29 protein-coding genes and 1 pseudogene are annotated in these 22,988 nt (G+C 56.1%); 18 read left to right on the top strand and 12 right to left on the bottom strand.

The features are described from left to right. Positions 1–64: 64 nt before the first annotated feature. Entirely contained in the window at positions 65–919 is an 855-nt protein-coding gene (locus J7E41_RS13625; protein WP_214993604.1) for a LysR family transcriptional regulator, read from the top strand. A gap of 158 nt (positions 920–1,077) precedes the next feature. Continuing rightward, a complete protein-coding gene (locus J7E41_RS13620; protein ID WP_214993603.1) occupies positions 1,078–1,533 on the top strand; it encodes a hypothetical protein in 456 nt (151 codons plus the stop codon). Positions 1,534–1,815: 282 nt separating this feature from the next. Here the strand turns inward: J7E41_RS13620 and J7E41_RS13615 are convergent, their stop codons facing one another. Then, the gene (locus J7E41_RS13615) at positions 1,816–2,004 is read right to left on the bottom strand and encodes a hypothetical protein (protein ID WP_214993602.1); all 189 of its coding nucleotides are present in this window, start codon (positions 2,002–2,004) and stop codon (positions 1,816–1,818) included. A gap of 73 nt (positions 2,005–2,077) precedes the next feature. Here J7E41_RS13615 and J7E41_RS28335 point away from each other — a divergent pair, with 73 nt between their 5' ends. From J7E41_RS28335 to J7E41_RS28525, 4 genes and pseudogenes are all read left to right on the top strand, one after another. After that, positions 2,078–2,209 carry a hypothetical protein gene (locus tag J7E41_RS28335; RefSeq protein ID WP_285229500.1) on the top strand — a complete coding sequence of 44 codons (132 nt, stop codon included), beginning with the start codon at positions 2,078–2,080 and terminating at the stop codon, positions 2,207–2,209. Between the two features lie 610 nt (positions 2,210–2,819). After that, positions 2,820–3,044, top strand: a complete 225-nt coding sequence (locus J7E41_RS13610) for a hypothetical protein (RefSeq protein WP_214993601.1) — start codon at positions 2,820–2,822, stop codon at positions 3,042–3,044. Positions 3,045–3,118: 74 nt separating this feature from the next. After that, the gene (locus tag J7E41_RS13605; RefSeq protein WP_214993600.1) at positions 3,119–3,580 is read left to right on the top strand and encodes an anti-virulence regulator CigR family protein; all 462 of its coding nucleotides are present in this window, start codon (positions 3,119–3,121) and stop codon (positions 3,578–3,580) included. A 77-nt stretch (positions 3,581–3,657) separates the two neighbouring features. Continuing rightward, positions 3,658–3,780: pseudogene (locus J7E41_RS28525) on the top strand (transposase domain-containing protein); the annotation flags it as partial. Between the two features lie 270 nt (positions 3,781–4,050). On the opposite strand, the gene J7E41_RS13600 reads toward J7E41_RS28525, so the two are convergent. Next, positions 4,051–4,665, bottom strand: coding sequence for an FMN-dependent NADH-azoreductase (locus J7E41_RS13600; protein ID WP_214993599.1), 615 nt, complete (start codon positions 4,663–4,665; stop codon positions 4,051–4,053). A 138-nt stretch (positions 4,666–4,803) separates the two neighbouring features. Here J7E41_RS13600 and J7E41_RS13595 point away from each other — a divergent pair, with 138 nt between their 5' ends. Next, positions 4,804–5,703 carry a LysR family transcriptional regulator gene (locus J7E41_RS13595; protein ID WP_214993598.1) on the top strand — a complete coding sequence of 300 codons (900 nt, stop codon included), beginning with the start codon at positions 4,804–4,806 and terminating at the stop codon, positions 5,701–5,703. A gap of 246 nt (positions 5,704–5,949) precedes the next feature. On the opposite strand, the gene J7E41_RS13590 is transcribed toward J7E41_RS13595, so the two are convergent. Next, positions 5,950–6,141: a hypothetical protein gene (locus J7E41_RS13590; protein ID WP_214993596.1), complete on the bottom strand. Its 192-nt coding sequence runs from the start codon at positions 6,139–6,141 to the stop codon at positions 5,950–5,952. 205 nt (positions 6,142–6,346) lie between these two features. Next, positions 6,347–7,111 (bottom strand): NAD(P)H-dependent oxidoreductase, encoded by a 765-nt coding sequence (locus J7E41_RS13585; RefSeq protein ID WP_214993594.1) that lies wholly within the window; start codon positions 7,109–7,111, stop codon positions 6,347–6,349. A gap of 78 nt (positions 7,112–7,189) precedes the next feature. On the opposite strand from J7E41_RS13585, the gene J7E41_RS13580 reads away from it, so the two are divergent. After that, positions 7,190–7,555 (top strand): winged helix-turn-helix transcriptional regulator, encoded by a 366-nt coding sequence (locus tag J7E41_RS13580; RefSeq protein WP_214993592.1) that lies wholly within the window; start codon positions 7,190–7,192, stop codon positions 7,553–7,555. A gap of 145 nt (positions 7,556–7,700) precedes the next feature. Then, positions 7,701–8,159 carry a lipocalin-like domain-containing protein gene (locus tag J7E41_RS13575; protein WP_214993590.1) on the top strand — a complete coding sequence of 153 codons (459 nt, stop codon included), beginning with the start codon at positions 7,701–7,703 and terminating at the stop codon, positions 8,157–8,159. Between the two features lie 108 nt (positions 8,160–8,267). Here J7E41_RS13575 and J7E41_RS13570 read toward each other — a convergent pair whose 3' ends face one another. From J7E41_RS13570 to J7E41_RS13560, 3 genes are all read right to left on the bottom strand, one after another. Then, entirely contained in the window at positions 8,268–9,044 is a 777-nt protein-coding gene (locus J7E41_RS13570) for a hypothetical protein (RefSeq protein ID WP_214993588.1), read from the bottom strand. Between the two features lie 108 nt (positions 9,045–9,152). Beyond that, a complete protein-coding gene (locus tag J7E41_RS13565; RefSeq protein WP_214993586.1) occupies positions 9,153–10,451 on the bottom strand; it encodes a sensor histidine kinase in 1,299 nt (432 codons plus the stop codon). Then, positions 10,444–11,118, bottom strand: a complete 675-nt coding sequence (locus J7E41_RS13560; protein WP_214993584.1) for a response regulator transcription factor — start codon at positions 11,116–11,118, stop codon at positions 10,444–10,446. Before J7E41_RS13560 ends, J7E41_RS13565 begins: the two co-directional genes overlap by 8 nt. Positions 11,119–11,256: 138 nt before the next feature. Here J7E41_RS13560 and J7E41_RS13555 point away from each other — a divergent pair, with 138 nt between their 5' ends. The 4 genes from J7E41_RS13555 (at position 11,257) to J7E41_RS13540 (ending at position 14,045) form a co-directional block, all read left to right on the top strand. Next, a complete protein-coding gene (locus J7E41_RS13555) occupies positions 11,257–11,430 on the top strand; it encodes a hypothetical protein (RefSeq protein ID WP_214993582.1) in 174 nt (57 codons plus the stop codon). Next, positions 11,411–11,731, top strand: a complete 321-nt coding sequence (locus J7E41_RS13550; protein WP_251029480.1) for a hypothetical protein — start codon at positions 11,411–11,413, stop codon at positions 11,729–11,731. The genes J7E41_RS13555 and J7E41_RS13550 overlap by 20 nt, the downstream gene beginning before the upstream one ends. 128 nt (positions 11,732–11,859) lie before the next feature. Further along, a complete protein-coding gene (locus J7E41_RS13545) occupies positions 11,860–13,569 on the top strand; it encodes a polyurethane esterase (RefSeq protein WP_214993580.1) in 1,710 nt (569 codons plus the stop codon). A gap of 119 nt (positions 13,570–13,688) precedes the next feature. After that, the gene (locus J7E41_RS13540; protein ID WP_214993577.1) at positions 13,689–14,045 is read left to right on the top strand and encodes a VOC family protein; all 357 of its coding nucleotides are present in this window, start codon (positions 13,689–13,691) and stop codon (positions 14,043–14,045) included. 63 nt (positions 14,046–14,108) lie between these two features. On the opposite strand, the gene J7E41_RS13535 is transcribed toward J7E41_RS13540, so the two are convergent. Continuing rightward, positions 14,109–14,318 (bottom strand): hypothetical protein, encoded by a 210-nt coding sequence (locus J7E41_RS13535; RefSeq protein WP_214993575.1) that lies wholly within the window; start codon positions 14,316–14,318, stop codon positions 14,109–14,111. A gap of 176 nt (positions 14,319–14,494) precedes the next feature. Then, positions 14,495–14,713, bottom strand: coding sequence for a hypothetical protein (locus tag J7E41_RS13530; RefSeq protein ID WP_214993573.1), 219 nt, complete (start codon positions 14,711–14,713; stop codon positions 14,495–14,497). A 175-nt stretch (positions 14,714–14,888) separates the two neighbouring features. Between J7E41_RS13530 and J7E41_RS13525 the strand changes: the two genes are divergently transcribed. The 5 genes from J7E41_RS13525 (at position 14,889) to J7E41_RS13505 (ending at position 19,097) form a co-directional block, all read left to right on the top strand. Then, positions 14,889–15,722 (top strand): oxidoreductase, encoded by an 834-nt coding sequence (locus J7E41_RS13525; RefSeq protein WP_214993571.1) that lies wholly within the window; start codon positions 14,889–14,891, stop codon positions 15,720–15,722. Between the two features lie 22 nt (positions 15,723–15,744). After that, the gene (locus J7E41_RS13520; protein ID WP_214993569.1) at positions 15,745–16,683 is read left to right on the top strand and encodes an AraC family transcriptional regulator; all 939 of its coding nucleotides are present in this window, start codon (positions 15,745–15,747) and stop codon (positions 16,681–16,683) included. A 622-nt stretch (positions 16,684–17,305) separates the two neighbouring features. Then, the gene (locus tag J7E41_RS13515; RefSeq protein WP_214993568.1) at positions 17,306–17,785 is read left to right on the top strand and encodes a VOC family protein; all 480 of its coding nucleotides are present in this window, start codon (positions 17,306–17,308) and stop codon (positions 17,783–17,785) included. A 35-nt stretch (positions 17,786–17,820) separates the two neighbouring features. Beyond that, a complete protein-coding gene (locus J7E41_RS13510) occupies positions 17,821–18,213 on the top strand; it encodes a GFA family protein (protein ID WP_214993567.1) in 393 nt (130 codons plus the stop codon). Between the two features lie 134 nt (positions 18,214–18,347). Continuing rightward, complete coding sequence (locus tag J7E41_RS13505; RefSeq protein WP_214993566.1) at positions 18,348–19,097, top strand: hypothetical protein; 750 nt, start codon at positions 18,348–18,350, stop codon at positions 19,095–19,097. A 12-nt stretch (positions 19,098–19,109) separates the two neighbouring features. Here J7E41_RS13505 and J7E41_RS13500 read toward each other — a convergent pair whose 3' ends face one another. The 3 genes from J7E41_RS13500 to J7E41_RS13490 form a co-directional block, all read right to left on the bottom strand. Continuing rightward, positions 19,110–19,967, bottom strand: coding sequence for a hypothetical protein (locus J7E41_RS13500; RefSeq protein WP_214993565.1), 858 nt, complete (start codon positions 19,965–19,967; stop codon positions 19,110–19,112). Between the two features lie 176 nt (positions 19,968–20,143). Beyond that, positions 20,144–21,532, bottom strand: coding sequence for an amidohydrolase family protein (locus tag J7E41_RS13495; RefSeq protein WP_214993564.1), 1,389 nt, complete (start codon positions 21,530–21,532; stop codon positions 20,144–20,146). Between the two features lie 12 nt (positions 21,533–21,544). Then, entirely contained in the window at positions 21,545–22,900 is a 1,356-nt protein-coding gene (locus J7E41_RS13490; RefSeq protein WP_214993562.1) for a nucleobase:cation symporter-2 family protein, read from the bottom strand. Positions 22,901–22,988: the final 88 nt, after the last annotated feature.

Here is a 22,988-nt window from a genome sequence, read left to right as displayed (position 1 = left end):
GGCTGAGTATAAATTCATTAAAAGTGATTAATAATTAATACGTCACTTACAAAAAGAGAATGTATTGAAACTCTCACAGCTAGGATTTTTCTGTGCGGTTGTAGAGCTTGGCACCGTCGCAGCCGCGGCAGCTCAGTTGCACTGCGTGCCATCGAACATCACTACTCGTCTGCGTGAGCTGGAGGAACAACTCGGTGTCGTTCTGTTTAATCGAGAAAAGAACCGCCTGCTAGTGACCCCGGAAGGGCGCCTGCTGTACCGCAACGCCAAGCAGCTCTTGGTAATGGCAGCCGATACACGTTCGCTCTTTACGGGCGATGAGGTGCAAGGTGTGCTCCGGGTGGGCGCGCTGGATGTCGCGCTGGCCAACCACTTGCCTCAACGACTTGCACGCTATCGCCGAGAGGCTCCATTTGTAGAGCTGCACATTCGCCCTGAACACTCATTAATGTTGGAGCGTCTACTTCTGGAGGGCGAGTTAGATCTGATTCTCTCGGATGGTCCGATTGTGCATCCACTACTAGTCAGTCGCCTGGCCTTCTGTGAGCGCTTAGTGAGGGTCACACCTATTAATCTGACGACACCAACGGCCGACGATTTGGCTAAGCTCGAGCTATATGTGTTCGGTCATACGTGCCATTACCGTCGTCAAGTAGACCGTTGGCTGGAGGAGAGCGGTATTCAGCCGCAAGCGACGCTGGAAATCGAGTCGTACCCAAGCATCTTTGCCTGTATAGAGGCGGGTCTAGGTTTTGCCTGCGTACCAGAAAGTTTTGTCGCGCAGATATCTCTTACGCAAAAAAAGGTTCATGCCGAAGCCGTCGCCGGTTTGGACTCTAGTGATATCCACTTCGTCTGGCGCAAGCATCAAGCATCCCCTTTGATACACCGGTTCATCGAGAGTATCGGCTCTAGCTGATGTAAGCGAAGATCGCTAAATTACTCATGATTTGATGGGCGGCATTTGGCTTCTGCTGGGCTTTTTGCATCTGCCCCTCAGTGCTACAGCCCCACCAAACCAACGAGGGAATGACATGCGGATTTTGATGGCGGTGATAGCGGTCTAGGAGCTTCAAGATGGGGTTTGCAACGATACTCTGGGATTGGTATGGGCAGGGGGAGTACAAGCGGGTACTCGCCGTTTGTGAAGTGTTTCCTGCGCTGGAGTTTCTGGCAATGAGTGCAGATGAGCAACGAGAAGCTATTCCTGACTGCCCTGCATGCGAAGCCTGGTCCATGACGATATTACCGTTGAACGATACCTTGACCGCCTGTGGTAATGCCATGCCAAGCGAAGTAAGGCGCGACCTCCAAAACCTCTGGAAACGATGTAATGACATCTCTGAAGATGCTTTCCGCTGTGGCGACCGGTTGATATTCGATCATCAAGATTGGCAGTCTATTCGTGAGTCCGCTACAGACCTGCTCCGGCTGATGGAGCGTCTGGAGATGACCCCTTATCTAGATGAACTGACGGTTGATTGCCATAACGAGGTAAATGGGTACGTTACTGCAAAGCCCAAGCGCTCTTAACATTCACGAAAAAACTGAGCCAAGACCAGTCCTGCGCCGGGCTTTTTGGAACTGCCTGATCGGCCGCTTCGTCAAGGCCTTCGTGCCTTTAACGCGCTATCCAAATCATGCGCCAGGTTGTCAGCTATAACCCCCAGAACACTCCAAAGCGCCATTATGCGGACACGGACGGCAATGGCGTGAGTATCGTCATCTTCACCCTCCGGGTTATAGAACGCACCATCTTTGTGAAGAATCATAGCGACTGATTCGCTATCTTTAAAAAACTTCAACAATAGAGCATCAAGCCGTGTGGGTTGGTTGCGATGACTCAATAGATTTCTGCAGTTCACGAGATGAGAAGTCCTCGCTTAGGAAGTTCTGTATTCCTGCGGCGGTCCAGATATCTGAAAAGTGCTCTTTGTAGGTCTCAATACCGATGTCTTGGAGTATGTGAAGGTCTTCAATCGTCGCCTCTCGAATCGTGATCATGTTCCTGCTCCTTGCACCAAATGACGCCAACCAATACCGGCAACCCGCAATCATTACAAGCTGAAGGTGATCCATGGACAGGCCATACCCTCCATTGTCACTGCTGGAGTTGTCCGGTCTTTCCAGCTTCGGCATTCGTCTGACTTCGGTACCTGAGGGGGCGGCGTACATGCTCAGCTTGGGTCGCGGCTTCAATGCCGGCTGAGCTGAAGTGAATTCTCACAAAGCTGCCTTGAGGACTGGCGTAGTGTCGAAAGGTCGGCTATCCCTTCCGTACTGGCATCTCGCCATTGACGCGTCTTTTGGGGTGAATATGCGCATATCTAGACTAACGATGTTGTCAGTTGCATTAATGCTCACCGCTCCAGCATTTGCTGATACAAAAGTGAATGTGAAATATGTAGAACCATGTGGATTTTCGATGGCGGGAAGGTGGGCGCACCTCGTGAATAGTGATAGCCAAAAGGGTTACAAGGTTACCGTGAGAGATATCTTCAGTCCCTGGGGCGGCGCTAAGCCAACCGAAACCATCAGCTCCCCCAAAATTAAGCCGGCGGGTGACGTTAGTTTAGGTTGCAGCTCTGGTGATGATGCTTACCCATACAAGCAGAGGTGGGAAGTTGTGAGTGAGACGCCCATCTGAGTTCGGGGCTGCAGTCAGACCCTGTGTACCTTGAAGCCGATCATGGGGCTGGTGTCTTTGAAGCAGCCGGTCGGGTCCTGATAGGTCCATGTCACCCCACCGAGCTGAGGCATGAATTCGTTTTGGGATGGCGTATTACGAGTGACCGGCACAGGGCCGGTGGGAGGTGAAAATGGATGCTGCTGTAGCAGGTCTAGTCGGTGCTGTTATTGGGTCGAGCACAACACTAATCACGGTTTGGATACAGGCGCGCTATCTCGCGAAACGTGAGAGAACAAAATTTGTCATGGAGTTTGCTGCGGCCGATCGCCGAGAGCATATGCAAGAAGCTGTTCGTCAAGGAAAGCGAGTAGCCATTGCTCCTGTATCGGTTTTTGCTACCGGACGCAGCGAGTAGGGTGGGTTATACGGAACTAAAATCGGCAATACCGTCTACATTTCAAGGAGTGTTTCCTTTCGGAGAAGACGGTCATGTTTAAATCACGCTCGCTTGTAGCCGCTGTTACCTGCATTGCTTTGGCCGTGGGCTCAGTGACGGCCCTGGCCGACCCTGGCAATGGGAAGGGTCAAGGAAATGGAAAAGGCAACTCACAAGGTGGCCAAGGTCATGGTGGCCAGGGCAATAAGGGGAAAGGCTCCAGTGGCGGTGATTGGGAGCATGGCCCCAGCATTGACCGAGGCGGCGTATTGGGCGTGCTCGGCGGCTACCGTGACTATTGGAGCCCAGGTCCTTCACTGCCACCCGGGATACAAAAGAACCTGGCCAGAGGAAAGCCTCTTCCTCCAGGCATTGCCAAGAAACTGGATGGCAGGTTGCTGGGCAGGCTGCCCCATTACGACGGCTACGAATGGCAGCAGGCGGGCACTGATTTAATACTTGTCGCAATTGCTTCCGGAATAATTTACGAGGTGCTCAACGGTGCCTTTGATTAAGGGATTAGCGGATCAATGATCTCGTCGCCGGGGTCGTGCTGAATGGTGGGCAGGCTGAGCCGCAGCCTCAATGCGAGCCTCGGCTCAACGGGCATGATCCGTATGCCTGTTTGAAGGACGTTTTCACGAGTCTGCCGACACAACGAGCAGTAACCACCATGCCTCTCAAGGTCTTTGAGAGCGCAGCCCAATACGGTTGAAACATCCCGCTCAGGGCAATGAAGATCAACTGTGGAAGTTGTCGAGCTTTAGCGAGGCTGCGATAGCGGTGGGCCAGGCCCCCTCAATGTTGCCTGTGCCGACGTCATCGCAGCCTCACTAAAGCTCGACAGCTCCCACAAGGGTTTTACGTCGCCGGTTAGATCTTCATCCGTGGCCTGATGCGACTGACTTTTCAAAGACCTTGAAAGGCATGCGTTTAACCACGCGAAGACGATAGAGCAGAATCATATGGCAAGGAAAAATACTGTCTAAACCAGCGACTTTTGAATTTGATGATCAAATCTATCTAGATAATCCTGCAGGCTGACTTCTCCGAGATCTACCGCTTTAGCGCCGCCGGCGGCAATAAAGGTGACATCAGTGATACCCAGCACGTTCAGGATCAGTTTCAAATAGTGGGTCGCAATGTCACGGTCTCTAATCGGGGAGTCCTGGGTGTATACGCCTCCCGAGGCGAGCAGCACCGTTGCCTTTTTACCGGTCACCAGCCCTTTACCATCAAAGCCCAAGGTCAGGCCTTTGCGTACCACGTGATCCACCCACGCCTTGAGCGCCGCAGGGACGTTGTAGTTGTAGACCGGCGTTGAAATAACCACGTGATCGGTTTCCAGCAACTCGGCCGCAAGCTCATCGGATAGCTGCAACACGGTTTTCATTTCAGGTGAGTGTTGGGTTTCCGGGGTGAAGTAAGCCTGTAACCAGGGGGCCGTCACGAACGTAAGTGGAGTGTCCGTTAGATCCCGTATTTTGATGGCGCCCCCAGGGTGTGCAGCTTCCCACGCGGCCACAAATCGGCGAGTGAGCTGCCGGGAGATTGAAGCATCCCCACGTGAGCTGGTTTCAATGGTGAGAAGCTTGGACATGAAAGTAACTCCTGCGCGGTGACGCGCGGTATGTTTTGCGTTGTCGCTTTAGGCGATGTGCGACACACTCTACCCAACGCGATCTCTAAGCAGGAGTGATGTAAATATGATTGAGTCCATCTGTTTAAGTGATGGGTTATGATCGGAAATCTCAGCTTGGATCAGTTGCGGATCCTTGTAACCATTGCGGATACAGGCAGTTTCTCGGCAACGGGACGTCACCTGCGGCGTGCTCAATCTGCCATTAGCCAGTCGATTGCGACACTTGAGTCAGTTCAAGGAGTGAGGCTGTTTGATCGCAGCGGCCATCGTCCAACGCTCACTGAGGTAGGTAGGGTACTGGTGGTTCAAGCGCGCGCCGTGCTGGCCAGCGCTGCCCAGTTTGAAGCAATGGCCGCGAGTACGGCAGCAGGGGTCGAGCCGGAGTTGGCGCTCGCTATAGACCCTTTAGTCCCTAGCGCTCCGCTCATCGAAAGCCTGCGCGCTCTCCGTGAGGCTTTTCCGTACCTGGCAGTGAGTTTTTCTACAGAAGGCTTGGGCGGCGCAGAGCGCCGATTGCGCAACGGCGATGCGGCACTGGCGCTTTGCACATTGATTCCAACAGTGCCCGAGGATGTCACGGCATTGCCGCTGCTCAGCGTCGACTTGAGGCCAGTCGTAGCCAGCGGGCATCCCCTGGCTATGTTAGGCCGTCGGGTAACCAGTGCAGACCTCAAGCCCTATGTGCAACTGGTACTTTCCGATCCGGTTTCTCCCGACGGCCCAAGCTATGGGGTGACGGGCAGTCACCAGTGGCGGTTTGTAGATTTGGCACGGCGGCTGGATTTTTTGCTCGCCGGGTTCGGTTGGTGTCGAATGCCAGAGCATCTGATTGCGGATCATCTGGCTTCAGGACGCCTCCTGCCGCTTGAGCTAGCCGCCGAACTTCAGCGCACACCAGACACCCTTACGATCTACGCAGCGCACATGCAAAATCGCTCTTTAGGGAAAGCAGGCCGATGGCTTCTGGATGATCTGACTCGTCGTCTGTGCGTGTGATGATACGAAGACGACTAACGCCAGCGGTTTGGTTATCTCGTGGGCCAAAGGGTAGATGTTCACGTCTTTTGCATCTGCATCAAACGCTTCGCCCCTTACTAATGAATGGCCGATGGTCGCGACGGTGAGCGTCTGTCAGTCATGGGCGATCCAGGACTGATAGCGCTTAGGGGCAGGGCATATGACTAGGGGAGTGTAATCCTGTGCTGATCAAGGGGGGCTCCTCACTCGGCATCAGGTGATTTGTTATTTCTTGGCGCGATTCAGCTCTTCCAGTCTTCCGCTTTCAAGTAACTCCTTGTACTTCATTGCGTCATTTTTATTGTGATAGACACCTACGATAGCCTCGCCTTGGTATACGTCCCACATCTCCACTACCGAGCCCGCTGTTTCGTGGGACATTCCATTTTCTTCTCGCAGTTTTATGGTGATATTCATATTCATACACTCCGAATTGAGGGGAAAAATATAACTCGAAGGGTTGAGTGACAACCATACTGTTTGTACTGCCAGTGGTTGGAGCGGTAGGCGCCAGGCCGACCAGAGAGGGCTTTAACCGCATATGGCTTTTTCCTTTTCAACCAGCCGGACGCAGCACCGGTGCGTCAGCCCTAGCGCACCGGGTCTGCGTGAAGCACATACGTCAAGATTCACAATGCCGAACAAACGGGCTGTGAACCGGGGCTTGAGGTTTCAAAACCTGGCTCTCGGTGAAATCCTCATCACGATTAAACGAAACCGGTGGCCAGTCGCCCCATTGTTGAATCTTCGCTTGGTAGTCACCTACCGCTCGCTTCAATTCATCTCGTTGTTGTTCAGCTTGATCTGCGAACAGTCCGCCCCGAACACCATGGATCAAATGCGGCTCCAGCACTTCAAACCCAATGTAATGCAGCGAATACATCACTGGCCATAACAGCAAGCGCATATCACCGTCACGACCATTCGGCGCACAGGCTTGTGCCGATGCTCCCGCTGTGGAGACAAGCAAAGCTCTTTTCCCTCGCATCACGCCGTTCTGATGTCGCTTATTGCTCTGATACAGACCTCCATAGACAAACACTCGATCCATCCATCCCTTCAGTATGGCTGGAGCTCCAAACCACCAGAAAGGGAAATGAAGAATCAGTGCGTCCGCTTGGAGCAGCAGGTTGATATGGCGCTGGGTCGTGGGTGGCAATTGCTGACGTTGCCAATGGTGCCGCTGCTCCTGCATCGGGTCAAACTTGTCGGCATCTTGTCTATGTTCGTAATGCCAGCTACCTTCGCGCGGGTCGAAGTCTTCTGTGTACAAGTCGAGAACGGTGACTTCATGCCCCCGTTCCATCCAGCTTTGCCGTGTAATTTCGGCCAGATGGGCGTTGAAGGACTTCTTCTCCGGATGAGCTAAAACGATCAGTATTCGCACGACATTTCTCCTCAAGTGACGTCGTGATGCTGTGCCTGGTCAATCATCCTGGCAATTACGTACTTTGAGGTAACCACCATGGCTTTTCCTGGGGATGTTTATGTCAACAACTGCTCCGCTCGTGATGCATTGGAGCTTATTTCCGGCAAGTGGGTGATGTTGATATTGCCTGCCTTGACTCACCAGCCGATGCGTAACGGTGAGTTGCTTCGTCGGATTGGGGGTATTTCCCAAAAAGTATTGACGCAGACACTGAGGCAACTCGAACGCAATGGCTTGATTGAGCGGCGGGAATTGGCGAAGAAGCCTGCCCACGTGGAGTATCGACTGTCCGTTGTGGCGTGCTCACTGGTCGATACGCTGACTGCGCTCGATCGCTGGGCCGAGCATCATTTTCCAGTTCTGGATGCTGCCCGTGAACGGTACGACGCCGCGCATCCATGAGGCATTTTTCGATCTGATCTGACCAGGATCGGAGGTTGATGCGATGGGGCTTCAGGGCAGCGGAGGCGCGATTTTTTGCACTTCTGTTTTTGCTGTCCTAGGCTGTGGTTGTGAGTGAACCGTCAACAAGGAGCGTGGGCGAAATATGGAAGTTTTAACTAAAGACGCGCTTGTTGGCGCGTGGGCATTGCTTTCCTTCACTGAAACCAACTCAACAACCGGGGTAGAGTCGTTTCCCATGGGGCCTGATCCGCAGGGCATCCTTTTGTATACAGCTGATGGCTATATGTCTGCGCAGCTTTGCACTACGTCCCGCGACGGGTTTCGGTCAAATGATATGTACTTGGGAACCGGCGCGGAATACATGGCTTCTGGCAAAACCTATCTCGCTTATAGCGGGCCTTACCATTTCGATGAGAGAACAGGCGTTCTCGAGCATGAGATGGCGGTCAGCTTTTTTCCAAACTGGGCTGGGCAACGACAGGTGCGCAGCGCAAGCCTTTATGAAGACTTACTTTATTTGGCGACAGTTACGCCCATGTCGTTCAATGGATCGATGAAAACAGCTCAGTTGGTTTGGCGTCGGATCAGTTCCGGGCAGTGAACTGCGGATGTAGATGCGGGCTCTGTTGGCCGATTGGCGATTGGCGCGAAATTCGAATGTAATTTCAAGCGGGCAGGGGCCTGATCCCATTCAGGCCCCTGTGGGCTACTAGGCGGTGGGTCTGACGCGGAAGGCCAGGTACACCGGGCCGAACGGGAAGGTGCTGACCTCCAGCTCATCCAGTGGATTGAGCGTCCGGGTACGGGAGCCGGCGTTGCTGTAGATCACATGACTGGCTGACACCGCAATGTTGATCTTGCCGGCAGCAGCCTGGATCAACGTGACCTTGAACCCTTCTGTCACATCGTCACCAAGTGTGAGAGTGACGTCGGTGTTGCTGATCACCAGGATCGACTTGCCCGAGTCCGCCATCGTCAGGGCCTGGCTGGCGGTGATCGAAACGTTGGGGTGCACGTGGCCACCGGCGTGGTAGCTGACCATCCGTGGATCGGCGAAGACCCGTGCGAAGGTACCGACGTAGTTGACGCTGGCACGCATGTCATCAAATTGCTCGATCACATAGGTGCCCACGCTGCCCGACGCTTCGCCATTAGGGTCCAGGACCCATTTGCGGCCCACCAACAGCCCGATCTGGGTGTTGGCACGCACGCCGGCACGCATCTCTTCGAGAAACAACTGACTGATTTGCCCGCCACCGTTGCCCTGGGCATAGGTGAATCGTGCAATGGAGTGACTGTCCCCCGTGGGGCTGCCCTGGGTGGTATCGACCCGGTAATTGACGAAGTCCGCCGAGACGATGGTGGTCGTGGTGTTGGCGTTCGGAGCCCAGTTGAAATTCAGGACCCGCCCGGTTTTCACCTGTTCCAGCGAGGTGGTGGTCTGGGTGGTAGTGGTGGAACCTGACTGCTCCAGATCATTAGCCATGTTGCTCATCCTTAAGTGAAATGGGTAGTGGAGTGCAGGTCGAATTTACCCTGAAACGGATAAGCCTGTCCTTGAGATGCATTACTCCACGTGGTTTCCAGAGGCGGTTTAGGGGGCCGTAGGCAAGGCCGCAAACTCGAGCGTGACTGTGAAGCGTTGTTGTTCGATGGCGACGTCTATGTGCCAGCCTAATTTGGCGCACAACTGGCGCATCAGTTCCAGTCCCAGTCCGTAGCCGAAATCGCTGGATTCTTGTGTCTGCTTGGCCTCTCTGATGTGATTGGCTATGCGTAATTGAGGGTATTTGAAACTGATTTCCACGTTGCCCTCTTCCGCGTATTGCAGGGCGTTGCGCAGGAAGTTGCCGATAACGATGCGGCATGCGGTGGGGGGCAGGCGACAAGGTTCGTTGTGGATGTCGATAATCAGCTCGATGTCCCGGTTGCCGATCAGGTAACGGTGTTTTTGAATCAGTTCGCCCACCAGTTCGCTCAGATCGATGTCTTCCTCCGGCAGCGGCTCGGGGCTTTCGCGGCTCATCCACAGTAAGGTCTCTGCGATAAGTTGCATGTTTAGCACCGAGCGTTCGATACGCTGCAGGGGGGATGGGAGGACGCCGCCGGACTGCAGGGCCAGCAGTTCTATATTGGCCTTGAGCACCGCCAGCGGGGTGCGCAGTTCATGGCTTGTGTAGCGCAACAGGCGGCCTTCACGCAGGCTGGCTGCCTGCACCTGTTTCACACTTTGGGCCAGGGCGTCGGCCAGAATGTTAAATTCCTTGAAGCTGAAATCAGGACGCTGACCGGACACGTCCGGGTTCTTCAGCGTGGTGGACCACTGGGCCAGCCGTCCCAGCGGCCGGACCAGCCACCAGACCAGCAGGGCGATGATAACCAGTGCCGGAACGAACACCGCCAGGCTGATGAAAGTGATTCCGCGCAGTTCCTGGTCGAAGTACGCATCAGACAGCGGCGTCTCGACTTCGCCGCCTTCTTCATGGTCGTGGTCAACGTCGAACATATAAAGGGTCTTGCCGTCCCCCAAGGCCTGGGTGAGGATCACCCGGATTTCCGAATCTTCGTCATCGGAGTCCAGGTCGCCGAAGACATGGACAGCGCCGAAGGACAGGCTCGGTGGTGTGTCCACCACCTGACGGATGCTCTCCGGCAACGCATCCTTGCCAATGACGCCGGTATAGAAGTAGTTGTGCGGCGGCGGCGTGGTTGGGTCCTTTTTGTAGTGCCTGACGAAATATTGGGCTTCTTCTTCCATCATGGCGCTGGCGGTGTAGAGCAGGCCGCGCACGGTGTATATGGGCAGCAGCTTGCTGTAAATAATCAGAACCACGGCGATCAGCAACAAAAAGCTGCCGCTGATCACCCACTTCAGGCTCAGGCCGTTACGCATGTGATGTCAACTGTATGCCGACGCCAGGAAGGGTATGGATCAGGGGCTGGCCGAAGGGTTTGTCCACGGTCTTGCGCAGTCGATGCATATGTACTTTGAGGTTGTTGCTGTCCGGTGGCTCGTCGCCCCAGATGGTTGTTTCGAGACGTTCTCGGGTGACCGGCTCGGGGCTGGCGCGCATCAGGCACTCCAGCAAGGTCCAGCAGATGGGAGACAGATGCAGCTCCTGCCCGGCGCGACTGACTTTGCGGGTGGTCAGTTCCATGACCAGGTCGTCGACCTGAAGACGACTGGCCTGGCCGCTGCGCCGCATGCTCAACGCGCGAATTCTGGCCACTAGTTCTGCCAGTTCGAACGGCTTGACCAGGTAGTCGTCGGCCCCCGCAGCAAAGCTGGCGAGCTTGTCCGACAGCGCATCCAGCGAGGTGAGCATCAGGATGGGCGTCTGACTGCCTTGTTGGCGTAACTGTTCGCACACCTGTTGACCGTCCAGCCGCGGCAACATGATATCCAGCAGAATGACATCGTAGTGCTGCTTGAGCGCCAGGTTAAGGCCGGCCTGGCCATTGCTGGCGTGGTCGCAGCCGATGCCGCTGATTTCCAGGTACTCGATGACGGTAATGGCCAGATCAAGGTTGTCCTCGACCAGCAGCAGGTGAATATGCACGGGAACGTCCCCTTGGACACTTGTCGCTCAGAGGTCCGAAGGATAGCGGATGTCGGACTGCTTTCTGTTGATGTTTACCTGATGTTAACCCTTCGCTGTTTAAGCTGAGGCTCTTCTTATCCAGAGCTCGTCACAGTCATGAACCTGTCTTCGATGGTCAAAGGAATCCTGTTGGCCTTGATTTTCTTCGGCCTGATGGCCGGCGTCCTGCCGTCGGGAGCGCAGTTGGTGCGCATGGGAGGGAGTAGCTGGTTTCTGGTTGGCCAGAGCGTCGAGCGGGCAGGGCCGTATTATGTCGCCAGTGCGTTCTGATGACGTCGGCGTCAGCTACGCCAATCAATTGGTGTTGTGTGTGGTGCTGATTATTTGTGTAACGGTTTCACTGGGTACGTACATCGTTCGCCTGAATGCGCGTATTGATAAAGCGCGAGAACTGTCACCGGTGTATTTGTTTGAGTGTGGCAAGGACGGCGGGGCTTTTATCGTCTATCCCGATGGCAGGCGCCGTAGTAGTGACCGCTGTCACCCGACCCAGGAAGATGGAGGCGAGGGGGTTACGCGGGTCGTCAATGAGTCGCAAGAAATGCCCCTCACGCCCACGGAGGTGGGTTAGTGATGAATCACCCCGACGGCTATTCAATTTTTAGGTAACGATTGACAGTCCTCTCGACCCCGGCCCCAATCTATCCCGGCTATCCGAAGTGAGGCCGCATACAAAGCCATCCGAAAAGGGAAAAGGGCATGGGTGTTTTCGATTACAAGAGCATGACGGGCGAGCACGCAAAGGCGCTGCTGAACGACGCCTTGGCTTTATCCGAGTACGCTTATGACTCCACCGGCCAACCTCTGGCAACCGGTGGCTGGGCACCTATCGGTGCGCAAGCCTTGGGCGTGACCCAGAAAGTGGACAAGCAAGGCACCTTTTGGGGTGAGACAGCATTGGCGCCTTCTGCCAACGTCGAGGTGCTGGGACAATACGATAGCGCTGGCAAACTAGTTGCCATGGGGATCGCGTTCCGCGGTACCTCCTTTGGCTTGACTCTGGATGGCCTGGGCGACGTGGCCAGCGATCTTGCCGCCGCCGTACTCCCCGGGTACGCCACCGACTACGCCAAACTGGCCTTTAACACCCTGCTGGATAACGTCGTTATCTATGCCAAGAGCCAAGGATTGACCGGCAAGGACATCCTGGTCACTGGTCATAGCCTTGGCGCACTGGGTGCCAACAGCCTGGCGACCTTGAGCCGCGATCATTGGGACGGTTTCTATCAGGATGCCCATTACGTAACCTTTGCTTCACCCACTCAAAGCTCGGGCGATACCAAGGTCTTGAATATCGGCTATGAAAATGACCCGGTGTTCAAGGCCATCGATGGCAAAGGCATCAATGTCTCGGCGCTCTTGTGGGGTAACGATAGGGCTTGGGACTCAGCTGCCAACAACCTCGTCAGCTTTACTGATAACTACGCCTCGGCCTCGGCGCATTTTCCCAACAGCCTTAACTGGGGCGTCGCCAAAGCCCACTCTCTGGACGGTTACACCCAAGGCCTGGGGCGTATCGCGGCCTCAGACTTCTACGACCTGACCAGCAAGGATTCGACCATCGTTGTCTCCAGCCTGTCAGACGCCACGCGTGGAACTACCTGGGTGCAAGACTTGAATCGCTACGCTGAAAAGCACACCGGCAATACCTTCATCATCGGCACTGAGGGCAACGACCTGCTCAAGGGCGGGGCGGGCAATGACTTTCTGGAAGGTGGCGCAGGCAACGATCAGTTCCGCGATGACGGTGGTTACAACGTCGTGCTGGGCGGCAAAGGCGATAACGTCTTCGAACTGCAAAAGCCTCTGGCTACCTTCAGTTTTGCCAACGACGGTGACGGCACGCTGTACATCAACGACGCCTATGGCGGCATCAGCCTGACCCGGGATATCGGTGCGCTGGTGAGCAAGGAAACCTCCTATATCCCATGGACTTCCATCCCATGGGGCTCACATGACATCACTTATCAGGTGACCGGCAACGGCCTGCTGGCCGGAACCGATTTAACGCAGTACGCGAGTTCGGCCAAAGGTGATGCGAGCAACAACGTCCTCACCGCCCATGCCGCCGGCGACTGGCTGTTTGGCCTGGACGGCGATGATCACCTGATTGGCAACCAGGGTAATGACGTGTTTGTCGGTGGGGCCGGCAACGACTTGATGGTCTCGGGAGGCGGCAGCAATACCTTCCTGTTCAACGGATTCTTCGGCAACGACCGGATCGAAGGCTACCAGGCCAGCGATAAGCTTGTGTTCATGGGGGTTCCGGGCCTTGGGCAAGACTACGATTACCGCTCCTATGCCTCGACGGTTGAGGACAACACCGTACTGTCCTTTGGCGAAAACTCTGTGATGCTGGTGGGCGTAGGCATGACCCAACTGAATGGCGCGGGGATTTTCATTTCCTGACCTGATCTCGTAGGCACTGGCGATCTGGCCCAGATTGACTGGGTATGCTTGATCAAGCGTCTTCAAAGCTGGGACGCTGCGGTAGAGTCGCTGAACTGTAATGGGCCCAGGAGGTTTGTATGAGTGTTCGAGGGAATGACCGCAAGATTGATAATATCGAGTTCAACGTCAGTGACATTGCGCGCAGCAAAGCTTTCTATGGCAGCGCATTTGAATGGACCTTCGTCGACTACGGGCCTAGCTATACAGAGTTCAATGACGGCCGTCTTACGGGTGGGTTCACGACCGGAGAACCTGTGCGACCTGGCGGTCCGCTGGTCATTCTTTATGGGGAAGATCTTGAAGAAACGCAGCGGCGACTCATCGCCGCAGGCGCCACAATAAGCCGGGAAATTTTCTCGTTTCCTGGGGGGCGCAGGTTTCACTTTATCGACCCGGACGGCTATGAATTAGCCGTGTGGACTGCAAGTCCATAGCGCTTTTAGACCGTTGGCGCTAGCCCAGCCCAGCCTTGCGCTGGGCTTTTTTGCATCCCAAGGTCAGTCTTGCTCCATCATCAACGCGATACTCAGGTCTATGAAGGCCTGGTTATGAGTGAGCGTTTCGAGGGCTCCATACACATTCGTGACGGTGTCCACAGAGCCGCGATCACCGACCCATTTGGCTAACTCTTCGATAGCCGCGGCCAACGCGAGCTGGTTTTCGTTGAGCGCTTTGAGTAATGGGGGGATGACATCTTCATGTCTCATGGATAGAAACCGGCGAAGGGGAGCTCATGAGCTGAGGTGATTAATGGCTGTACAGATTCAGCCTTCGTCAAGTGAGCACTGTTCCTTCAGCTACGGCAGTCTGCATTGCAAATGATTACTGATCAATCAGATGGCGACGAAGTGTAAGGAGGGGGATACAACGGATACGTCAGCCGTTATTGGCCGCGAGAATCCGCCTTGAGTTTCTCCAAGGCCTGTTTTACTTGCTCGACGTTCTCGCCGATCGTAGACAGCGCTTCACGAACGTTTTCACCGACAGCCACGTTGTCCTGACGCTCGATCGAAAGGGTTAACTCCATGATCGCCGCTTCCAGGGCAAGCTGGTTTTCGCAGATTTTTTCGAGTACATCAGGGAGTGAGTATCGGGCTGGCATGGCGTCGATTCCATTCGAGGATGGGGTCAGTTTAGCAGGCAACGAAAAAAAGCCCCTGGCCTTCGTGTTGATGATTGGCGCTGATAGGAATAGGCAATGCTGGAAGACAATCCGGCATAGGTGACCGGGTTTTCGATAGATACCATGGCGCTCTACCGACTGATTGGAGTTCGCCATGAACAGCAGGAAAACCTTATTCATCACAGGGGTGAGCAGTGGTTTCGGCCAAGCGTTGGCACAAGAAGCCCTTGCCGTAGGCCACTGCGTCATCGGCACGGTGCGTAATCAAGCGGCTTTGCAGGCCTTTGAGGCGCTGTCTGTGGATCATGCTCATGGGGTGATCCTGGATGTGACTGACTTCGCCCGGATCGACAGCGTAGTTGCGGCCGTTGAAGCCACACACGGTCCGGTCGACGTGTTGGTCAACAACGCAGGCTACGGTCATGAGGGGATCTTTGAAGAGTCGCCGCTGGAAGAGATGCGCCGCCAATTCGACGTCAACGTGTTCGGCGCGGTAGCGGTGATCAAGGCGTTCGTGCCTTATTTTCGCAAGCGTCGTGCCGGCCATATCCTCAATATCACCTCCATGGGCGGCACGATTACGATGCCGGGTATCGCGTACTACTGTGGGAGCAAATTTGCTCTTGAAGGTATCTCCGATACGCTGAGCAAAGAACTGCTGCCTTTCAACATCTTTGTGACTGCAGTGGCGCCTGGCTCGTTCCGCACTGACTGGGCCGGTCGTTCGATGCAACGCACTCCACGGAGCATTGCCGACTATGACGCCAGCTTCGACCCGGTGCGCAAAGCGCGCGAAGAGAAGAGCGGCAAACAGCTTGGCAACCCGCAGAAGGCTGCACAAGCGATGTTGCAGGTGATTGCCAGCGAGGCACCACCGGCCCACTTGTTATTGGGCAGTGACGCACTGGGTCTGGTACGTGACCAGTTGAATCGTGCGCTCAGTGAGATTGATCAATGGGAAGCGCTAACCCGTTCTACCGATGGTTGAGCGGCCAACACAGAGAACGTCAATGGATCAGGTCGACTCATACACCTCGCGCATTGTGCAGTTGATGGAAAAACTCGCACCGGTCGAGGGCTATAATCTCAGCGCGCTGGAGGACATCCGGTTTTTGCGTTCGAATCGGCCACTGACGCGCACGCCGGTGCTGTATGACCCCGGTATCGTGATTCTTTGTCAGGGGCGCAAGCGCGGCTATCTGGGCGATGACATCTACGTTTATGACGCTCAGCACTACCTGGTGGTGTCTGTCCCTGTTCCTTTCACCATGGAGACCGACGCCAGCGAGGCGCAGCCAATGCTGGCGGTTTACATGCGCCTCGACTTTCAACTGGCCAGCGAGTTGATGTTGCAGGTGGATGAAGCGCTCGGGCCTAGTGAGGCCCAGCCGAAGGGCATGTACGCCTCGCCGATGGACGATTGGCTGCGGGCGTCGACGCTACGCTTTCTCGAGGTGATGAGTCGTCCGGGCGAAGCGCAAATACTGGGGCCATCACTGGTGCGGGAAATCTACTACCGCATCCTGACGGGCGAGCAGGGCGGCTCGATGCGTGCCGCGCTCAATCGCCAGGGGCATTTCGGAAAGGTCACTCGCGCGATCCGCAAGATCCACAGTTGCTACCAGCAGCACCTGGATGTGGAGACGCTTGCCCAGGAAGCCAGCATGAGCGTGCCCAGCTTTCACCTGCACTTTCGTAGCGTGACGGACTCCTCGCCGATGCAGTACCTGAAGTCGACGCGCTTGCACCAGGCGCGATTGTTGATGCTACGCAACACAATGAGCGCGTCGACGGCGGCGTTCAATGTAGGCTACGAAAGCGCCTCGCAATTCAGCCGCGAGTTCAAGCGTTTCTTTGGGCGAACGCCCCACGCGGAGATCGAGTGGATGAAGGCGACCTATGCACTGCCCGCGCCGTCCACGCCCTCTATGTACGTTTCCTCGCATTAGCGATTTTTTCAGGGCGCAGTTCTTTTTTGAGTGGGTATCCTGGGCTTTAAAGATCTCAGACCCGACACAGGCTGTTTTTGTAACGCGGGTAAAGTGTATTCCTCGATTTACCGGTGCTGTCGCTGTACCCGATGTTTTTCGCAGGATGAAGTGAGATTCTAGACCGGCGAAATGGTAGCGAGCAAGCCAATCGCGATGGTCAGCGCTAAAAATCCAAACAGAAAAAATGCCATCTTGGCCATAAGGCCTCCGAGAAGAAGGGACGACAGGAAGGTTCCAGTTGTGCTCCACGGGTGTATCGGGAGTGGGCTTATTATCGCTGCTCGCCGGGGTGCGATACAGATGCAGGTGATGAAGAAAAAAGCGTATCAGATGCTCAGGCGACGCCTCAACGACGGGACTTGGTCTGATCTTGATAGTTACCCATCAGTGTCTGCGCCGTAGCCATTTTCACAGTGAACCGAGGATCGAAAGCGGGGTGCTTCAGGTTTGTCTATTCTTACATTCGTTCTGGGCAAGACCGGTGGCGTGGGGATGAGGCACTTTTCTTAGGCAAACCGTTTTCGCAGATAAAACCTGAGGAAGAGCCTGCTCTTTCCCATGTGATAGTTGGAGAATCCATATGATCAGCAAGAACACTATTTGTCTCTGGTTCGACGGTACCGCGTTGGACGCAGCAACTTTCTATGCCCGCACATTTCCCGACACTGTCGTGACAGCCGTTCATCACGCGCCTGGCGAGTATCCGGCAGGCAAGCAGGGCGATGTATTGACGGTCGAATTCACGGTCATGGGTATCCCTTGCCTCGGGCTTAACGGCGGGCCGGCGTTTAAACACGATGAGGCGTTTTCGTTCCAGGTTGCGACCGACGATCAGGCTGAAACCGACCGTTTATGGAATGCGATTGTCGGCAATGGTGGCCAGGAGAGTGCCTGCGGCTGGTGCAAGGACAAGTGGGGGCTGTCATGGCAGATCACGCCGCGGGTCCTGACAGCGGCGATCACCAATCCGGATCGAGCGGCCGCCAAACGCGCCTTCGATGCCATGATGGAGATGGGAAAGATCGATATCGCGAAGATCGAAGCGGCCCTGGCGTCGTAGGTATTTCGCCTGTGTGATGTGGGAGGAGGTGCAATATGGACCGATTCACCGGCGGTTGCTTGTGCGGCGACGTCCGAATTGAGGCGACAGGGGCTCCCTACCGGGTCGGTCTTTGTCACTGCCTTGAGTGCCGCAAGCATCATGGCGCGCTTTTTCACGCGTCTGCGGTGTTTCCACAGGATGCGGTGACGATCAATGGCGAAACACGTGACTACGCCGGGCGGTTTTTCTGTCCCCGTTGCGGCTCATCCGTTTTCGCCCGCACCGACGATGAAATCGAAGTGAACCTGGGATCCCTGGATGCCCCGGACCAACTGATGCCAACCTACGAAAGCTGGGTCGTCCGTCGCGAATCCTGGTTGCCGCTGTTTCCGCTCGTGAGGCGATACAAGGGCGATCGGGACGCTACGGGGCGCTATGAGGGGTAGGCGGGCGGATCAACTCGTGGTGCTCATCTCAATAATCTGACCATCACCATCGCACTTTTTTTCATTTCCCCGATCTATGTCTGTCCCGACCACGCTAATTCCCTGCGTGGGCAGAAGAACCAGATTTGGTGCCGATGGATCGTACGTTACCTGTTTTTGTCACTCGATGGATGCGTCGGCCGCTGGTGCTGGCGGCTGTTTTCATGCTCTGCACCCTCGGCTGCAGCCAGCAGCAGGGGCGCGATATCGCCAGGCAGTTCAGTGATGGAAAGCCTGATGAGTTCTTCCAAACCAGCGTCGATCGTATGGCTACCCTGGGCATGCACGACAATCTGCAAAGCCTTTACTTGCTGATGAGTAAGCTCTATCTGCGTAACCCTAGCCAGTGGCGTGAATCGGGTTACCCAGATGCTGTAAGCGCGGCTCGGGAAGTCCGTCAAGCCATCGAACTTCGTCGACCACTGCCTGCCCTTGGGGAGCGTCGCGACCTGGCGGCTCTGAGTTACTCCTTGAGCCCGGAGTTTCGCGGCGACCGAGTTGGGGCCTTTATCTATGCGATCGGCAGCATGCTCGTTACCGCACACGGCGGGCGGACCGAATTCTATATGACCAACTCGATCAATCCGCAGTTCGTTAACAATGCCGCGCGCAATATCGAGAAGGCTACCTGGCTGCTCAGCCAGCGCCAGGATGCGAATGGGGTTTTATTGTTGTTCTCCAACGAGATATCGGAGGAGGCCAGCAACGTCAGTTTCGCTGTTGAGTTCGGCAAGATAGTCGCGCGCCTCGACCTGTTGACCCAGATGCTCGATGAGCGTTACCGACGCGTTGCGCTCAATTACGCACAAAGTTTGTTGCTGATGAACTTCCTGCCGGTGCAGTAACGATCTGGAGCATTACAGGTGCCATTCCAGATTCAGAAACGGCGTATTGGCCTCAGTACCTGGTGTGTTGGCTGAGCTGTTACCGAACTTGTTCTTCCAGTATTCGTAACCCACTCCGGCAAAGAAGGTATCTTTTTTGCCGAAAGTGAGCTCGCCCACGTCCACCAGTAAAGTGGCGTGCACGAGGGTTTCGCTCACGGTGTCGTTACCAAAGCCGTCCTTGCCCTTGGGCGGGATGAAGTTGGCAAAGCCCTTGAACTTGAGCGGCACTGAACCGAGCTGGAATGGAATCTCCCAGGCGGTTTCCAGGTAGTACGTGTCGTTGAAGCGAATATCGTGCTCCTGAGCGAACGGCAAGCCATTGTGGTTGCGCTCGGAGCGGTACATCACACTGAAGTCCCAAAAACCTGTCACGTTGAAATTGATCGTCGGGCCGATGACGAGCATGCGTTTTGCCGGTGCGAAAGTAGTGTTCTTGGTGTTCCAGTCGATGCCACCCGAAAGTGACCAGTCCCGAATGGGTCCCCACTTGAAATCCTGGCCGGATATTTTACCCAGTGAAAGTTGATGACGATATATCACATACACCTCGGTAGCACCGTTGCCGTCGCCGTCGGCTGGATCGTCTTTATCGGAAAACAACACTTGCACGTCGAGGAAGTTGCTGCCGTATTTGTATCCGTCAACGTGAGTGAACTCAACGATGTGCTTGGCGATCGGGCCATCGATGCCCGGCTCAGCGAAGTGGGTGCCATACCCGTAACTGATTGAGTTATCGCTCCAGTCGGCAGCTTGCAATGAAGTGGCCGTCGTCAATAACAAAGTACTGATGGCAAAGGTCTGCCGAACGAGAAGCGTGCGGTTGCGCATCTTTCATTTTCCTTGGGTAGTCGTCCACTTCGGCTTGAGGGACTTTTTTATAGGTGCCGAGAAACTGTCGCCGTTTGAAGGAGCCGGCTTACTGAGAGGGCCTTTGAACCTGGCACTTTCTTCGGGTCGTCATCGCTGGCAAGCCAGCTCCAACAGAGGAGGTTGTTGCCGTTAGATCAGTCGACGACGTGCATTAACTGCTGCACGCCTTCCCACGCTTCAGCGCGCATACGCTCCAGATCCAGCCCTGGAATCACGCCGTCGTCGACCACCAGCCGTCCCCCGACCATGCTGTAACGCACGGCAATCGGCTCACCCGCGACCACCGGCGCCAGCGCGATATCGTGGAAGCCGAAGAATCGAGGATGATCGAGGCCATAGATCACCAGATCCGCAGCCTGGCCAATTTCCAGCGTTCCGATCGAGCCCAGCCCCAGCACGTGCGCGCCGCCGGCCGAGCCCCAATGAATCACATCTTCGGCGGTTGTCGCTGACGCACCGTGTTCGGCCCGATGAATTAACCACGCCGTGTGCGCTTCACCGACCATACTTCCGGATTCGTTCGATGCCACGCCATCCACCCCAAGCGATATCGGCACCCCGGCCTCATACATTTGAGGTACCGGTGCGACGCCGCTGCCCAGCCGTGCGTTGCTCACCGGGCAATGAGAAATGCCGGTGCCGGTTTGCGCGAGCATGCGGATTTCCCCCGGCTGCAAATGCACCGCATGGGCGAACCAGACGTCGGGGCCGAGCCATTCGTGTTCGGCGACGAATTCCACCGGGAGGCAGTTGTATTTCTCGCGACAGAAGTTGACGTAGTTCTGCGTCTCTGAAAGGTGGGTGTGCAAGCGCAATCCGAGGCCGCGAGCGGTGTGCGCAAGCTCGCGCAACAAAGTGGGCGGCAGTGAGAACGTTGGCGTCGTTGGCGCCACCACCACTCGACGCATCGCATCCGGAGTGTCCTGGTGGTACAGCGATTTGAGCCGCTCAATGTCGCCGACCATCTGCTCAAGCGTCTCGGGTTGCAGCGCCGTTTTCGAGAATCCCGGATGAGCGCTGGCGGACTCCAGCGCGCCCCCTCGGCACAGCACAAAACGCATCCCGAATGTGTCCGCCGTGTCGAACAGCAGGTCGCCGGTCTCCGTTGTGCCGTTTGCGTGATAGAGGTAATGGTGATCGGCGCAGGTCGTTACCCCCGACAACAGTAACTCGACCATGCCTAATCGCGCGGCTATCTGCGCCAGTTGTGGTGTAAAACGGTTGAGGCGCGGGTAGGGCACGCTGGCCAGCCAGCCTTGCAAGTCTTGATTCAAACCTTCGGGCACGGCTTTAAGCAGGTTCTGAAACAGGTGGTGGTGGGTGTTGACCCAGCCCGGGTAGACCACTGAGTGACGGGCATCGATCACCCGTTCGCCGGGTTGCACTGCCAGGCCCGTCGCCATTTCAGCAATGCGACCGTTGACGATGCGAATGTCCACGTTGCCCGCCCGGGCACGTGGGCCTCGCAAGCCGGTCATCACCGCCACCGGGTTTTTGATCAGGATGTTTTGAAGTTGAGTCATGGGCTTCTCCAGTCAGAGGCTGTGGGGCGCAGGCTTGGTGGCTGCGCTGTCGGGAACGCTGACGCCGTTGAGCGCCGCGTTGAGCAGCACCGACACCAGGCAGGCAATCACCACGCTGCTGTGCAGGAACGGCTGGGACCATTCGGGCATTTGCTTGAACAGGGCAGGTGCCAGCACCGGCACCAGGGCGGCGGCGATGGTGAAAGCGACGATCAACACGTTGAAGCGGTTGCGCTCGTAATCGACTTTGGCAAGGGTCTGAATGCCCGCTGCGGCGACCACGCCGAACATGGCAATCCCGGCACCCCCGAGGGCGGCGGTCGGCATCGACGCGATGATCGCCCCGGCCTTTGGCACCAGCGCCACGCAACACATGAGCAAACCACTGATTGCTACTACCCAGCGACTGCGCACGCCGGTCAAAATCACCAGCCCGACGTTCTCCATGAAGGCAATGAACGGAAACGCGGCGAACATCCCGGCGATGGTGCTCGCCAGGCCATTGGCGCGCAGGCCGTCGATCACCTGTTTTTCTTCCACCGGTTTGTCGACGATGTCGCCAATGGCCACGAACAGCCCCATGGACTCAACCATCTGTACGATCATCACCACCACGATGGTCGCAATCGGGATCAGGCTGAAGGTCGGCAGGCCGAAGTAGAACGGGTAGGGCACGGTGAGCCAGGGCGCCTCCTGCACGCTGTGAAAACTGCCCATGCCCAGACCGTAAGCCAGTCCCGCACCCACCAGCATCCCGATCAGCACCGCCATGTTGCGCATCATCGGCCCACCATAGCGGTTGACCAACACAATGGTCGAAAGCACCACGGTAGCGACGGCAAGGTACGCCGGTGCCCCGAAATTACTAGCGTTACGGCCGCCACCGATCCACTCGTAGGCAATCGGGAACAGCTGCAAACCGATTACCGTGACAATGCAGCCGGTGACCACCGGTGGAAAGTAACGGCGCAATCGGCCCACGAACGGCGCGATGAGCATCGTGAAGATCCCCGCGCCGATCACCGCCCCGCAGACCCCGGCGAACCCCACCTCCGGGTTGGTGCCGATGGCGATGACCGGGCCGACGCTGCTGAACGCCACGCCTTGCAAGATCGGCAAACGCACGCCGAACTTCCAGAAACCGACAGTTTGTAAGATCGTGGCGATGCCGGAGCAGAACAGCGTGGTGCTGATCAGCACCACGGTGTCGGCCTGGGACATTTTCAGGGCGCTGGCGACAATCAACGGCACGGCGATGGCGCCGATGTATGAGACGGCCATGTGTTGCAGGCCCAGGGTGAGCATTTGGCGGACCGGCAAAATCTGGTCGACCGGGTGGACGGCGGAAGGGGTAGTGGCTGACGACATGGAGAATCACCTCTTGCTGTTTTTATGCTGTAGAGAGGGGTATTCGTTCTGCGTGCCCAGAGCCGCCATCCACCGGCTCTGATGCCGT

This window comes from Pseudomonas fluorescens (genome assembly GCF_018614655.1).
Lineage (GTDB): Bacteria > Pseudomonadota > Gammaproteobacteria > Pseudomonadales > Pseudomonadaceae > Aquipseudomonas > Aquipseudomonas fluorescens_BX.
This window is presented reverse-complemented; position numbering and strand designations above follow the sequence as displayed.